Source organism: Billgrantia sp. Q4P2 (assembly GCF_052806135.1).
This window is the reverse complement of record NZ_JBRBAI010000019.1, coordinates 1-13,524: the sequence shown is the minus strand read 5'-3', so window position 1 is coordinate 13,524 and position 13,524 is coordinate 1. Positions and strand designations below refer to the sequence as shown.

Below are 13,524 nucleotides of genomic sequence, written 5' to 3'. Positions count from 1 at the left end.
AATGCACCAGACTGGTGCTGGAGAGGCGATTTCCATGCTGCGCCGCAGCAATCACACTCGCGGCAGGCACTGGCCGCGCGGTGGAAGTCGCCTGAGAAGCCGCAATTGGAATGTTTCTTGCTAGAACTTGGTAGACGCCTTAGCCAGGAATGAGCGACGCCACCATGCCATCCCCCTTGAACATTCTACTGGTCGACGACGAGGTGGTACGTGCCGCCATGGTCGAGGAGGCATTGATGGCCGAAGGACACCGGGTCATCTGCCGGCTCTCGAGCCCGGCCAGCCTCAACCAGATGGTCGAGCGCCACCAGCCCGACGTGGTGATCATCGACATGGAGAGCCCCGACCGCGACACGCTGGAAAGCATGGCGCTGCTCAACCGCGAGAATCCGCGTCCGGTAGTGTTCTTCGCCGACCAGCACGACTCCGACATGCTGCAGGCCGCGCTCAAGGCCGGCGTCAGCGCCTACGTGGTCGACGGCCTGGTACCCGAGCGGGTCGAAGCCATCGTCGAGGTGGCCATCGCCCGCTTCGACGCCTTCCAGAGCATGCGCCAGGAACTCGACAAGGCACGCAACCAGCTGACCGAGCGCAAGCGCATCGAGCGCGCCAAGGGCCTGTTGATGAAGCACCAGGACTGCGACGAGGAACAGGCCTACCGCATGCTGCGCAAGCTGGCCATGGACCGCGGCCAGCGCATCGCCGAAGTGGCAGACAACGTCATCGACATTCTCGACCGCTTGAACCCGATATCGCCCCAGGGGCGAGCCGCCGACAAACGGGGATCCCGCTCATGAGCCGCCTGCAACACCACACCACCCCGCCGGAACTCGCGCGCATCACCCTCGGGTTCGTCCCGCTGCTCGACGCCGCCCTGCTGATCGTCGCCCGCGAACGGGGCTGCTTCGCCGCCCAGGGGCTGGATGTCAGCCTGTCGCGAGAGAACGCCTGGGCCACCCTGCGCGACAAGGTCGCCGCCGGCCTGCTCGACGGCGCCCAGATGCTCGCCCCCATGCCGCTGGCCATGAGCCTGGGGCTGGGCCGCGCGCCCTGCGACACCCTGGCCCCGCTGCTGCTCAGCCGCAACGGCAATAGCGTGACGCTCTCCTCGACGCTGAGCGAGGCCTGCGGCGCCGAACTCACCGACAACCCCGCCAACAGCGCCCTGGCGCTGGGCAACTGGCTACGGCGCCAAGGCGGCAACAAACGCCCGCGCCTGGCCATGGTCTACCCCTATGCCTGCCAGCACTACCAGCTGCGCGAATGGCTCACCCTGGGCGACATCGCCCCCGACCGCGACGTGGAGCTGGTCGCCCTGCCGCCGCCGCGCATGGTGGAGGCCCTGCGCGACGGGCAGATCGACGGCTTCTGTGCCGGTGAGCCCTGGGGCACCCTGGCCCGCCATTGCGAGGTGGGCCGGCTGGTGACCACCGGCGCCCAGCTATGGCCCAACCACCCGGAAAAGGTCCTCGGCGTGACGCGCTCCTGGGCGCAGCGCTACCCGGCCACGCTGGCCGCCCTGTTGCGTGCCCTGCGCGATGCCGGCGAGTGGCTTTACGCCTCGCCCGAACACCGCCGCCAGGCGCTCGAATGGCTGGCCCTGCCGCCCTATCTCGATCGCTCGGTTCGACACCTGCAGACCCTCGCCCACGACGATGCGCCCATCCACCAGCAGCTCTGCGGCCCGGACGTGCTGCGCCCCACGCCGCAAGCCGCCCTGCACTTCGCCGCGCCCATCGTCAAACAACTGGAAGAAGCGGGTGGACGCTTCGACCCGGCGCTGCTGGCGGCTTGCTACAGCCCTGTGCATTTCGATGCCGCAACGCACCATTGATGTGCATGGCCAGCGGAAGCCCATACTCCAGCTGGCCATTCCTTCTATTCCAACCCTCTGTCCTCTAAGTAAAACCTCCTCTCTTTCGGCGTTCTGGCCGGGATCTTGAAACGTACCGAGTAACAGCGATCAATGGCGATCGCCGACACATATTCGACAACGACGTCTCTGCGCTTCCCGATTCGATGGCAGATCGATAGGGGCCGCGCCGAGGCGTCGTTGCGTTTTGACCCAGTCACTTATTTTGACCCAGTCACTTAAGCATCGAGAGGAGCTGTCAGCCATGCGCCAGCGACATCCCGCAACGGCACCCAGCGAACATCTGGTCATCGTCGGCAACGGCATGGCCGGCCATCGCCTGGTCGAAGCGCTCCTCGCCCGGCCCGAGCGGCCCGCACGGATCACCGTGATCGGCGCCGAAACGACGCCGGCCTACAACCGCATCCTGCTTTCGCCGCTTCTGGCCGGCGAGATGGATCGCGAAGCCCTGACCCTGCGCAACGCCGAGTGGTACGCCGAACAGGGCGTCGAGCTGGTGCTGGGCGAACGGGTGGAAACCATCGAGCGCACCGCGCGACGCCTGACCACCGATGCCGGCCGTGAACTCGACTACGACCGCCTGGTACTGGCCACCGGCTCCAACCCGGCCCGCCCGCCGGTACCGGGGCTGGACCTGCCGGGCGTTCACGTCTTCCGCGACCTCGGCGACGCCGATGCCTTGGCACGCGCAGCCGAACAAGGCGGCAATGCCGTGGTGATCGGCGGCGGCCTGCTCGGCCTGGAAGCGGCCGAAGGGTTACGTAAACGAGGACAGGGCAAGCGCGGCATGCAGGTAAGCCTGCTGCAGCGCGACGACCGCCTGATGAACCGCCAGCTCGACCTCACCGCCGCGCGCCTGCTCGAGAACGAGCTACGCGGCCGTGGGCTCGACATTCATACCGATGCCCAGCTCGAGCGTCTGGAAGCCGGCGCCGACGGCCAGGTGTGCGCCGCGCATCTGGCCGACGGCACCCGGCTCGCCGCCGACTGCGTCGTCGTGGCCATCGGCATCGTGCCCAACTCGGCGCTTGCCCGCAGCGTCGGGCTAGACGTCAACCGCGGCGTGGTCGTCGACGAGTGGCTGACCACTTCCGACCCCTCGATCCACGCCCTGGGCGAATGCTGCGAGCACCACGGCAACCTCTACGGCCTGGTCGAGCCGATCTGGCGCCAGGTCGAGGTGCTGGCCGAGCGCCTCTGTCTCGACCATGACCACGCCGATGCCGATCCCGCCCAGGGCTACGTCGAGCAGCCGACCGCCACCAAGCTCAAGGTCAGCGGCGTTTCGCTCTACGCCTTCGGCCCCACCGACCCCGAGCCCGGCCATGAGGTGCTCAGCTACCGCGACCCCCAGCAGGGCGACTACCGTCGCCTGCTGCTGCGCGACGGCCGCCTGGAAGGCGCCGTGCTCTACGGCGACACCGCCTCCGGTCCCTGGTACTTCGAACAGGCCCTGGCAGGCCGCGACCTGGCCCCATGCCGCTCGGCCCTGCTGCTAGGCGCCGCCGACGCCCAACTCCTGCTCGACGATGCACTGAACGAATCACCGCAAAGCCCCGCGAAGGAGGCCGCATGAACACGCCCGCTAAACCGCAACTGATCGTCATCGGCAACGGCATGGTCGGCCACCACCTGGTCGAGCAACTGGTCGAACAGGGCGCCACGCAGCGCTATGAAGTCACCGTGTTCGGCGAGGAGCGCCACCTGGCCTACGACCGCGTGCACCTCTCCGAGTACTTCAGCGGCCGCGACGCCGCCTCGCTGGCGCTCTCCACCGCCGACTACTACGCCGAGCACGGCATCGAGCTGCGCCTGCACGAGGCGGTCACCGAGATCGACCGCGACAAGGGCGAAGTGGTGACGCCGCAGGGTCGCTACGCCTACGACCGCCTGGTGCTGGCCACCGGCTCCTACCCCTTCGTGCCGCCGATACCCGGCAACGACCGCGAAGGCTGCCTGGTCTACCGCACCCTGGAAGACCTCGACGCCATCCGCGAAGCGGCCGAGACCGCCACCACCGGCGTGGTGGTGGGCGGCGGCCTGCTCGGCCTGGAAGCCGCCAACGCCCTGCGCGGGCTCAACCTCGACACCGCCGTGGTGGAGTTCGCCCCGCGCCTGATGCCGATGCAGGTGGACAGCGAGGGCGGCGAACTGCTGCGCGAAAAGATCGAGGCGCTGGGCGTGCAGGTACTCACCGGCCGCGCCACCCAGGAGATAGTCGACGGCGAGGCCAGCCGCCACCGCATGGTGTTCCAGGACGAGAAAGTGCTGGAGACCGACCTCATCGTCTTCTCCGCCGGCATTCGCCCCCGCGACGAACTGGCCCGCGACTGCGGCCTGGAGATGGGCGAGCGCGGCGGCGTGGTGATCGACGACAACTGCCTGACCAGCGACCCGGCCATTCTCGCCGTGGGTGAGGTGGCGCTGTGGAACAACAGCATCTTCGGCCTGGTCGCCCCCGGCTACCAGATGGCCAAGGCCGCCGCCTCCACCCTGTTGGAAGGCGGCACAACCTTTGCCGGCGCCGACATGAGCACCAAACTCAAGCTGATGGGCGTCGACGTGGGCTCCATCGGCGACGCCCACGGCGACCGCACCCCCGGCGCGCGGCAGTATCGTTTCCTCGACCCCATCAAGCAGCAGTACCGCAAGCTGGTGGTCTCCAGCGACGGCAAGCGCGTGGTGGGCGCCATGCTGGTGGGCGACAACAGCTACTACGACACCCTGCACCAGTACTACGCCAACCGCATCGACCTGCCCGAGGACCCGGCCGCACTGATCCTGCCCGCCGGTGGCGAAGCCGCCCCCGCCCTGGGGCCGGACGCCCTGCCGGAAACGGCGATGATCTGCTCGTGCCACAACGTCACCAAGGGCGACGTGTGCGCCTCGATTGACGCCGGCGCCGTAGACCTCGGCGCGGTGAAGGGCGCCACCAAGGCCAGCACCGGCTGCGGCGGCTGTGCCGCCCTGCTCAAGAACTTGGTGGACTTTGAGCTCGAGAGCCGCGGCGTGGAGGTCGACAAGTCCATCTGCGAGCACTTCCACTACACCCGCCAGGAGCTCTACGACATCGTGCGGGTGGAGGGCATCAAGACCTTCAGCGAACTGATGGAAAAGCATGGTTCCAAGGTGGGTCACGGTCTCGGATGCGATATCTGCAAGCCGGCGGTGGCCTCGATCCTGGCTTCCTGCTTCAACGAGCCGATCACCGACGCGGCCCACATCCCGCTGCAGGACACCAACGACACCTTCATGGCCAACATGCAGAAGAACGGCACCTACTCCGTCGTTCCCCGCGTGCCGGGCGGCGAGATCACCCCCGACAAGCTGGTGGTGCTGGGCCAGGTGGCGCAGAAGTACGAGCTCTACACCAAGGTGACCGGCGGCCAGCGCATCGACCTGTTCGGCGCCCGCCTGGAAGACCTGCCGGCGATCTGGGGCGAGCTGATCGAAGCCGGCTTCGAGACCGGCCACGCCTACGGCAAGTCGCTGCGCACGGTGAAATCCTGCGTGGGCAGCACCTGGTGCCGCTACGGCGTGCAGGACAGCGTGGGCATGGCGATCCAGTTGGAGCACCGCTACAAGGGCCTGCGCGCGCCGCACAAGATCAAGTTCGGCGTTTCCGGCTGCACCCGTGAGTGCGCCGAAGCCCAGAGCAAGGACATCGGCGTGATCGCCACCGAGAACGGATGGAACTTGTACGTGTGCGGCAATGGCGGCATGCGCCCGCGCCACGCCGAACTGTTCGCCACCGACCTCGACGACGAACAGCTCTACCGCATCATCGACCGCTTCCTGATGTTCTACATCCGCACCGCCGACCGCCTGCAGCGCACCTCGGTATGGCGCGAGAACCTGGAAGGCGGCCTGGACTACCTCAAGCAGGTGATCCTCGAGGACAGCCTCGGCATCGGCGAAGAACTCGACCGGCAAATGCAGGCCGTGATCGATACCTACGAGTGCGAATGGGCCAACGCCATCAGCGACCCGGAGAAGCTCAAGCGCTTCCGCAGCTTCGTCAACGACGCGCGCCCGGACCCGGACATTATCTATACCACCGAGCGCGGCCAGCTTCGCCCGGCTTAAAGGAAATGGCTACGCGAGCGAATCGCGTTGTTGCGCGGCACCCCGAAGGCTCGCCTAACCCCACGTTATGTCTCGCCTTCGGTCCGCCGCGCGCCTAGCGCTTCATCTCGCTCGCCGATTTCCCGATACCATTGCTAGGAATCATCTTATGACAATCGCCAACGCAGCAGCCAAGACCATGACCCAGACCTGGCAAACCCTCTGCACCCGCGCCGACCTGGTGCCCTTCTCCGGCGTCGCCGCCTGGGTGGAAACCCCGGAAGGCCCGGCCCAGGTAGCCCTCTTTTATATTCCAAGCGACCCGAACAAGTCGCAGCTACCCGGTCAGGCGCAGGAACTCTACGCCCTCGATCATCACGACCCCTTCTCCGGCGCCAACGTTATCGCCCGCGGCATCGTCGGCGATCTCAAGGGTCAACTGGTCGTCGCCTCGCCGATCTACAAGCAGCACTTCCGTCTGGAAGACGGCCAGTGCCTGGAAGACGGCAGCGTGCAACTGCGCACCTGGAAGGTAAGCTTCAAGGGCGACGAGGTGTGGATCGAGGCGTGAGGTTTCCGCCTTTTGAAATGAAAAAGCCGCCGACGCTGGGGAAGCGCCGGCGGCTTTGGGTAAGCCCATCCTCTTCTCAACCGCGAAAGGCAGCCTCGATCTTGGCGATGTCGATTTTCTGCATCGTCATCATGGCATCGAACGCCCGCTTGGCGGCGGCGCGGTCAGGACTGGTGAATGCCTTCGTCAGCGCGATCGGCGTAATCTGCCAAGAGATGCCCCACTTGTCCTTGCACCACCCGCATTCGCTCTCGTGGCCGCCATTACCAACGATGGCGTTCCAGTAGCGATCTGTCTCCTCCTGGTCTTCGGTCGCCACCTGGAACGAGAACGCCTCGCTGTGCTTGAACATAGGCCCGCCGTTCAGCCCCAGGCACGCCACGCCCAGTACGGTGAACTCGACCGTCAGAACGCTTCCCTCCTCCCCTGCTGGGTAGTCCCCAGGGGCGCGGTGCACCGCGTCGAGCGAGGAATCGGGGAAGGTCTCGGCATAAAATCGGGCGGCTTCCTCAGCGGCGCCATCGTACCAAAGGCAGATCGTATTCTTTGCCATGTGCTTCATGATCGGCTCCGTTCTCAAGGTGATTGCTGTGAGTGACAATCTAACGTCGAACGGAGCTGGTCGAAATCGACAGGGGTGGTGGCGCCATGCTTTTGTAGCAGAGGCACGTCGGCAGGAGCATCCCTTGCAGGAATTTGTGAGGGCTACGGTGGCAACTGGTATGAGACATTGCCATTATTCACCCTTATATACTTGCGCTGCTCCAAGTCTTTCACAATTGAGCTTAGCTGCTGTTCCGATAGCTTCTCAGTAAATAGCGAATTGATGGTATTGGCGAGCGTCTTGACCTTGCGAGGCCGCGCTTGCCCCCGTCCAGCCAAGTTTTTCACGATGGCGGACACCATGTCGTCGGTAGAGGTAGCCGTGGACATTCTTACTACTGGAATTTCTGCCAAGTCTCGTTCACGTTGGATTTTGATGCCACGCGACTTGAGATGCTTGATTAACGTGTCGAAACCAGTATCGCGGGAGATGATATGAAAGTACGCGCCTGAATCCGTGGCCGAAAACTCACCAATGTAATAGGCAATATGGAAATCAAGAGCGTTTTTTCCGGTGCCGGTGATTTTTATGTACTGCGCTGCATCCCCAAGGGTTTGCATAGCCGCAGCCAGATCGAATGGAATTTTCACCTGATTTTCACCAACGAAAACCACCACCTTGAAAGGATGCTGCTTGAGAACCTCCAGGTTACTCGGCTGCACATTCTCAAAATCTATCAGGACATAGTTTGTTGCCAAGCAGGCTCTCCTGTTGGGGAGTTATCGATGCGTGTTCACTAGAGTGGGGGAAGTCCATGGCGAACTGGTACGCTTTGTTAAGTGCAGATTGTGAATTCATGAGACGAACCCATTGCCTTCTTAAGCCTGAAAAGCAAGTCGTCGGATGAACAAAAAATGTCAATACCCCATGTTTCATCCAGGTTGATATCTACAGTGCCATCTCTCAAGTGATATGTCACGTAGACATCATCTAATGCAGCAGGTGTAGGGAGGCTTTCCTTACGTTCTATTACTTCATTGAACTCCTTCTCAATGACACCACAGCACTTTAAAAACGAACTCCAATCATTTTCATGAAGCCCTAAACTTTTCCTATCGTTGTGCTCTACGAGCTTAACTTTTATCATACGTAGCACTTAACGCGAAGCTAAGCGGCGGCCCGTCAGGGACGTCCGGTGGAGGCCGAAGGCCGGAACGAACTTGAGCGACCTGTTAAATGATTGATGCAACGTCATTTCTCCATGTAGCTCTTGAACTCTTGAAGGCTACCCGCAATTTTAATCGCCGCTTCAGGGGCCATGCCTATTGCTGGCAGGTAAAACACGGCCCCCTCGTTGTTTACCACCAGTAACTCGCCACCACCGTTTCCGCCGAAGGTGATAAACCCTGGAGCGCATTCCTCCAACTCATAATCTCTGTTGATCTCGTCAATCTCATCGGGGCGCCAAAGAACATACCACTCCGGTTCAACCGAAAGCTCTCCCTCTGAGTAACCTTCGGCCAACCACAACTTCAAAGTTCGCCTGATTTCATCCATCGCTGGTGACCATTTAACGTTGGAGTTCAGCGGCCGCGCAAGCCGACGCGGCTTTTGCGGCAGCAAGAGACGTGACGACTTGCACGGTCCGCTGGGACGACGGGTTGGGCAGCTCGGTTCACGAGCTTAAAAGCCACATAATCTATGCCTACCCACGCATGGTTTAGTCATTGCAAACCTGTGGCGTGCAAGGAGCCAGTTGATGAAAGAGAACTTTCCACTGACCGTCCTCGGCGATAGCCGTCACTGCTTCCAAATACCGGCCGCCTCTCTCAAACTCCGATATGTAAGTGGCTATCAGAAAAGCTCCTCGAGTTTGATCCGGAAGCTGCTTCAACGGTGTGATAGCGTGTAGCTCGCGCTTGATCACTTCTCCGAGCGGCCGCCTTTGCGTTTCGTACGCTTGTGCTATGAAGTCGTACTGCATTCGCTCGTGAGCCTCGGAAGCCATCAGCCTCCATGCATCTAAGAACTGATTGGAATCCACAAGGCGCAAATGATCAAGGATGGTGGGTTCCGCGCTCTGGGCCGGAAAAGTCATCTCGACAGGCGCCGGACTTGCCTGACGTTGAACGTAAAGCCAGCTGCCAATCCCGAAGGTTGCGATGACAAAGGTAAGGACGACTATCAACAGTATGAGTCGATATGCTTGAGATTGATCGAGATTGGGGAAGATATTCTTTCTTATGACCTCTCGAAACACCAGCAGCAAAACCCCCAATGCGAGACCACCAATCCCCGCGACTTGACCGACGACTTGTAGTGTCGATGAGTAGTCCATTGTTATTCTCTAGCTGGCATTAACTCTGAGAAGTAGCTGAAATTCTTTCACTAGCATCGGGCGGCTTTGAAGCGGCTCAGTAAACAACGAGAGCAGCAGTCCACGCTTGCATTAAACTAGGGAAGTCAACTTCGTACTGACCAAAGAACGGATCATTGATCGATACGATGCCGAGCGGCCCCATAGGGCTCGGGACCACTCGCATACCAGTTGCGACAACAAAATGCCCTTCACCCTGGCGCGTATGCATGACAATAGGCCCTCGGCGTAGTGCATCGTATAACACAAAACCATTTGCGGGCGGAGCAACGCTAGAATATCTGCCGCCAAATCTGGCGACTAGAGCTTGGATCTCTGTAATATAACCGGGCCGACTACAGAGTGTGGGATTGGCGCAACACGGGGCACCGTACTGCATCTGAAGCATCTCGCACTGGCTTGGGACTGGTCGCCGTCCGAAATACTCACCAACCATCTTCGCGGCTGCAACCCAGCACCATACCATCGTGTCCTGCGAATGGAACGGGACTGCATGGCTAATCGGAGGATACCTGCTGTAGTCGAACTCCGGATACAGCGGCTGCGGATACTGGCTATGGCTGGATGGGGCGACTATTAGTAATGTCGCGAGAATCAGAAATACTTTTGTAGCTTTAAGAAGTATCGTTTTCATCACATCCTCTCCTCATGTCGCCCAGCGCCTGCATCAGATGCCCCAGTGGCGCGGAGCCAGTTGTGGTAAAGTTTGCGAAGCAAACCACAACTGGTGGAGCGTCACTGGGGTCAGCTGGATGCATTTGTTAAGCGCTTGTAGCCTTATAGTAATTTACTTTCTTTCGCCCAATGCTCTTCCGTTATGATAGCCAGGGGTACGCCTTTATCTCTATACTCAACTGCTTTTTCAATTTTTCTACCAAAACTTTCATGCACCCAGCTATCGGTAACGTACGTTCCAAGAACCAAATAATTAAGTGATTTGGTCACATTCTTGGCATTAACCCCACCCAGCGATTCTATGGCTTGCTGACATTGCTTTCTTGTACCGTAAGCACATGTGCCCGTAAACAGAAACGTTTTCTCTTCAAAAGAGACCGGAGGTAGCGGGTCGTCTACTGGCAAAGACGATGTTTTCGCGAGCTCCCCGATCTCTGATTCCTCACCAGTGATCTTTCGCAAGATTCCAAAAAGCTCAGCGGCTTCCTCTCCATCCAGGATACCATCCTCAAGCATTGCGCCAACTTTCTCGAGGAGATTGATTATTATTAAGTTATCGGTGCAACTTTGGCTTTGAATCAGCCACGTCAACAGAAACTCAGCCTCTTCTTGAACTACTTTTCCATCAGCGATTAACCCTTTACTTATACCAATCAAGGTATCGATCTGCCGATCCTCAATATTTTTTCTATTAAATTTTGTTAATAGCTCCATTTTCTCTCCTTTCGACTCTGATGCTGATATCGCTTAACGCCCAGCACACGCGAAACTGCGCCGGCCCAGTTTTCGCCGTGATGCTGCTTGTTAAGCAATTACGACGCATCCCACTCATAAACAGAGAGCACTGATGACCCGCCAGTGTGGATAGGATCATTGAATGCTATTGCCTTAGCGGATTCCAAGTCTCTCGCCGCAATTAGGTAAGCGCCACCGGTTTTATCGGTAAACGGCCCCGCAAGTTCCAGGGAGCCCTGCTCCTTAAGCTGAGACAAGTACTCTTTATGCGCTTCAATAACCGACTGTTGAAATTGTGGTGTGCGCATAGCCATAACTAAATATCGCATCAGGATTCCCTTTGCTTAACGCCCAAAGCAGCGGCACATTTATGCGTCCGCCTGCCTTTGCTTGTTAGCAGTGTCCTCTTCAACAGCTACCATCAGTGCCCGACCAGTTTTAAGAAACTCACTTATTAATTGAGCAAGGCTATTGCTTTGATCTGAACTGGTGCCGATCCAGCCACGATTGACCATTCCAGAGAATTCAGTATTTGTTAGATACCTTGGTGAATTTTTGAAGGTAATAAGTCTTCCGCCTCGCTCACCTTTCGGACCATCACCTCCAAGTAAAAACTTCATATAGCTATTAGTAATGTACATTCCCGAAATTAGTTTTTCCGTCGCGGCCTGCAACCCCTTATTTGGGACCAGCTTGTATAGAAAACCGTCATAATTAAGTCTAAATCCGTCGTGACCCGATATCTCTGAATTTATTCTCACTTTATCTTGAAACTCGTCTATACGGCCCACTTCTTTATCTAGTTGTTCATCAGGCCTATAATAAAACCCTTCGGCATCACTCTTTTCTTTCATCAATTTATACTGAACCAGAACAAAAGAGTGAAAGCTCTTGTTGTAGTAGATTAGGTCAACACCTAGCGTGTGCTCTAAAGGGTTTTTGTTAGCATAGACAACTTCCAGGACTCTACTCCCTTGCTCGAATTTTGAAACACCCATGTTATGTAAAGAAGCTTTCTCATTCTCCCAATTGAATAGATCATGCTGAATTGCAGACTCTTCTTGGATATAACGCCCTGGAATGCCAGATAAAAATGACACTGAACTGTCTTCAGGAAGATTTAAATCAGCCTCCATAGCGTCATAATCGTAATTATCTACGTTATCTAGCTTAGGTGCCCATGACTTAAGGACGTCCTTCCTAAGCTCGTTATGACCACTAAAAATATCAAGCGCTGCACCTAAAGCTTCACGTTCTTGAACGAGGGCTTCTGCGACCTTACCTCTTAATCGGTATTTTGAAACTGCGGTTATTGAAATTAGCCTCTCGATTTCATCAACCAAACTTGGGCGGATTTCTTTTATGGCTTTTATGGTTTCCGACCACGTTTTCTCTGGCAGCCTTCCTCCTCTACCCGTTGAACTCTTCATAAAGTGCAGTTTTGTATTGGGAGATAGCAAACCCTCTACTTCACGAAGGGGGATTGAGTCCAAGTCAACTAAGTCAGAAAACTCAACTCGTGACTTACCAGTAACCACTCGACTTCCTTTTGTGGCTAGCGCTATAAAGTCAATTGTGCGCCCAGTAAAGGATAGCAACACGACTTGAACCTGTTTAATTTCCCAGTCATGAACGCTTAATGCATCAGAAAAACGATGGCCCCTTCGTTCTTCACTCAGTAGATAGTTTCTCTGATCTTCATCAAAGTGAATTATTAGTCCTACTGATTTCGACATATCGATCCTTTTTAAGTACTGCTAACGCCTTGAATAAGCCGCCGATTTGGAGCGGCAGCGGAAAAACGGTGGACTTCCCCCAACAAAGTGGACACGCCACCATCAGTTAATCTCCTCGAACTCTATCGGAGTCCGGTAACCAAGGCCACTGTGCAGCCGATGGCTGTTATAGTAGCCATCAATATAGCCCCTGATATGTTTTCGTAACTGACGCAACGTCATGAAGCTCGTGGCATGGAGCAATTCTCCCTTCAGCGTTTTGAAGAACGACTCCACTTCGGCATTATCAGTGCATTGTCCCGGACGGTTCATGCTGTGCCGTACCCGGTGATGATTCAGCAGCGCCTGGGTCTTGTGAGCCCGGTACTCGATGCCGCGATCCGAATGGAACAGCAGGTCAGGTGCTGGATTCCGGCTTGTGAAGGCCTGTAATGCCCCCCTGGTTTCTGCACACCCTACGCAGCTAATGCTGGGTGTGCTCGGGGTGCCACGTAGCCCAGAGACTGGTGTGGCCGTTCTTCGTTGTAGTACCGGATCCAGCGGCCGATGATCGCTCTGGCTTGGCCCAGCGACTCGAACCGATGCAGCCAGATGCATTCTTCCTTCAGCGAGCGGAAGAAGCGCTCGACGAGCCCGTTCTGCTCGGGCGTGTACGGCGTCGTGAACTCCTGAGTCAGCCCATACGCCTTCACTGTCGCCGTGTAGTGCCGGCTGCTGAAAACCAAACCGTTGTCGGATCTCAGCGGCAGCGGCTGATAAATCCGCCCCAGGGCGCCAAATCGATGCACCAGGGCCTCTTCCAGTGCGGCTTCGGCTGTCTTACTGCTGCCATTGTCGGATAATCGCCAGCCGAGGATCTCCCGCGTGCAGCAATCGATGATCACCGCCAGGCTGCCCCGTCGATCCTTGCCACACCAGACGTGTGTCAGATCGGTGGCCCATCGCTCA

15 protein-coding genes are annotated in these 13,524 nt (G+C 58.3%); 5 read left to right on the top strand and 10 right to left on the bottom strand.

Annotated elements, in window-relative coordinates:
* Nucleotides 1-164: 164 nt before the first annotated feature.
* From ACUY1T_RS21005 to nirD, 5 genes are all read left to right on the top strand, one after another.
* A complete protein-coding gene (locus ACUY1T_RS21005) occupies nucleotides 165-797 on the top strand; it encodes an ANTAR domain-containing response regulator (RefSeq protein ID WP_446025517.1) in 633 nt (210 codons plus the stop codon).
* Nucleotides 794-1,834, top strand: a complete 1,041-nt coding sequence (locus tag ACUY1T_RS21000; RefSeq protein WP_446025516.1) for a CmpA/NrtA family ABC transporter substrate-binding protein — start codon at nucleotides 794-796, stop codon at nucleotides 1,832-1,834. The genes ACUY1T_RS21005 and ACUY1T_RS21000 overlap by 4 nt, the downstream gene beginning before the upstream one ends.
* A 283-nt stretch (nucleotides 1,835-2,117) precedes the next feature.
* Nucleotides 2,118-3,449: an NAD(P)/FAD-dependent oxidoreductase gene (locus tag ACUY1T_RS20995; RefSeq protein WP_446025515.1), complete on the top strand. Its 1,332-nt coding sequence runs from the start codon at nucleotides 2,118-2,120 to the stop codon at nucleotides 3,447-3,449.
* The gene (gene nirB, locus ACUY1T_RS20990; protein ID WP_446025514.1) at nucleotides 3,446-5,959 is read left to right on the top strand and encodes a nitrite reductase large subunit NirB; all 2,514 of its coding nucleotides are present in this window, start codon (nucleotides 3,446-3,448) and stop codon (nucleotides 5,957-5,959) included. The genes ACUY1T_RS20995 and nirB overlap by 4 nt, the downstream gene beginning before the upstream one ends.
* Before the next feature lie 148 nt (nucleotides 5,960-6,107).
* Nucleotides 6,108-6,509 (top strand): nitrite reductase small subunit NirD, encoded by a 402-nt coding sequence (nirD, locus tag ACUY1T_RS20985; protein ID WP_446025513.1) that lies wholly within the window; start codon nucleotides 6,108-6,110, stop codon nucleotides 6,507-6,509.
* Nucleotides 6,510-6,585: 76 nt separating this feature from the next.
* Here nirD and ACUY1T_RS20980 read toward each other — a convergent pair whose 3' ends face one another.
* From ACUY1T_RS20980 to ACUY1T_RS20935, 10 genes are all read right to left on the bottom strand, one after another.
* On the bottom strand, nucleotides 6,586-7,071 hold the full coding sequence (locus ACUY1T_RS20980) for a VOC family protein (protein WP_446025512.1): 486 nt from the start codon (nucleotides 7,069-7,071) through the stop codon (nucleotides 6,586-6,588).
* Nucleotides 7,072-7,214: 143 nt separating this feature from the next.
* Nucleotides 7,215-7,811 (bottom strand): PIN domain-containing protein, encoded by a 597-nt coding sequence (locus ACUY1T_RS20975; protein ID WP_446025511.1) that lies wholly within the window; start codon nucleotides 7,809-7,811, stop codon nucleotides 7,215-7,217.
* Between the two features lie 493 nt (nucleotides 7,812-8,304).
* A complete protein-coding gene (locus tag ACUY1T_RS20970) occupies nucleotides 8,305-8,610 on the bottom strand; it encodes a hypothetical protein (protein WP_446025510.1) in 306 nt (101 codons plus the stop codon).
* Between the two features lie 163 nt (nucleotides 8,611-8,773).
* Entirely contained in the window at nucleotides 8,774-9,391 is a 618-nt protein-coding gene (locus tag ACUY1T_RS20965) for a DUF4019 domain-containing protein (protein ID WP_446025509.1), read from the bottom strand.
* Between the two features lie 76 nt (nucleotides 9,392-9,467).
* The gene (locus ACUY1T_RS20960; protein WP_446025508.1) at nucleotides 9,468-10,064 is read right to left on the bottom strand and encodes a papain-like cysteine protease family protein; all 597 of its coding nucleotides are present in this window, start codon (nucleotides 10,062-10,064) and stop codon (nucleotides 9,468-9,470) included.
* 143 nt (nucleotides 10,065-10,207) lie between these two features.
* Nucleotides 10,208-10,819, bottom strand: coding sequence for a BRCT domain-containing protein (locus ACUY1T_RS20955; protein ID WP_446025507.1), 612 nt, complete (start codon nucleotides 10,817-10,819; stop codon nucleotides 10,208-10,210).
* Between the two features lie 98 nt (nucleotides 10,820-10,917).
* Nucleotides 10,918-11,169, bottom strand: a complete 252-nt coding sequence (locus ACUY1T_RS20950; protein ID WP_446025506.1) for a YciI family protein — start codon at nucleotides 11,167-11,169, stop codon at nucleotides 10,918-10,920.
* Nucleotides 11,170-11,208: 39 nt separating this feature from the next.
* Nucleotides 11,209-12,576: a hypothetical protein gene (locus ACUY1T_RS20945; RefSeq protein WP_446025505.1), complete on the bottom strand. Its 1,368-nt coding sequence runs from the start codon at nucleotides 12,574-12,576 to the stop codon at nucleotides 11,209-11,211.
* 102 nt (nucleotides 12,577-12,678) lie between these two features.
* Nucleotides 12,679-12,948: an integrase core domain-containing protein gene (locus tag ACUY1T_RS20940; RefSeq protein WP_446025543.1), complete on the bottom strand. Its 270-nt coding sequence runs from the start codon at nucleotides 12,946-12,948 to the stop codon at nucleotides 12,679-12,681.
* A gap of 83 nt (nucleotides 12,949-13,031) precedes the next feature.
* The coding region (locus ACUY1T_RS20935; protein WP_446025504.1) for an IS3 family transposase at nucleotides 13,032-13,524 on the bottom strand (493 nt) is incomplete at its 5' end.

What these genes read in the sequence shown, in the direction of transcription:
- ACUY1T_RS21005 (WP_446025517.1), top strand. Translation starts at nt 165, where the DNA reads ATGCCATCCCCCTTGAACATTCTACTGGTCGACGACGAGGTGGTACGT.
- ACUY1T_RS21000 (WP_446025516.1), top strand. Translation starts at nt 794, where the DNA reads ATGAGCCGCCTGCAACACCACACCACCCCGCCGGAACTCGCGCGCATC.
- ACUY1T_RS20995 (WP_446025515.1), top strand. Translation starts at nt 2,118, where the DNA reads ATGCGCCAGCGACATCCCGCAACGGCACCCAGCGAACATCTGGTCATC.
- nirB (WP_446025514.1), top strand. Translation starts at nt 3,446, where the DNA reads ATGAACACGCCCGCTAAACCGCAACTGATCGTCATCGGCAACGGCATG.
- nirD (WP_446025513.1), top strand. Translation starts at nt 6,108, where the DNA reads ATGACAATCGCCAACGCAGCAGCCAAGACCATGACCCAGACCTGGCAA.
- ACUY1T_RS20980 (WP_446025512.1), bottom strand. Translation starts at nt 7,071, where the DNA reads ATGAAGCACATGGCAAAGAATACGATCTGCCTTTGGTACGATGGCGCC.
- ACUY1T_RS20970 (WP_446025510.1), bottom strand. Translation starts at nt 8,610, where the DNA reads ATGGATGAAATCAGGCGAACTTTGAAGTTGTGGTTGGCCGAAGGTTAC.
- ACUY1T_RS20965 (WP_446025509.1), bottom strand. Translation starts at nt 9,391, where the DNA reads ATGGACTACTCATCGACACTACAAGTCGTCGGTCAAGTCGCGGGGATT.
- ACUY1T_RS20960 (WP_446025508.1), bottom strand. Translation starts at nt 10,064, where the DNA reads ATGAAAACGATACTTCTTAAAGCTACAAAAGTATTTCTGATTCTCGCG.
- ACUY1T_RS20955 (WP_446025507.1), bottom strand. Translation starts at nt 10,819, where the DNA reads ATGGAGCTATTAACAAAATTTAATAGAAAAAATATTGAGGATCGGCAG.
- ACUY1T_RS20950 (WP_446025506.1), bottom strand. Translation starts at nt 11,169, where the DNA reads ATGCGATATTTAGTTATGGCTATGCGCACACCACAATTTCAACAGTCG.
- ACUY1T_RS20945 (WP_446025505.1), bottom strand. Translation starts at nt 12,576, where the DNA reads ATGTCGAAATCAGTAGGACTAATAATTCACTTTGATGAAGATCAGAGA.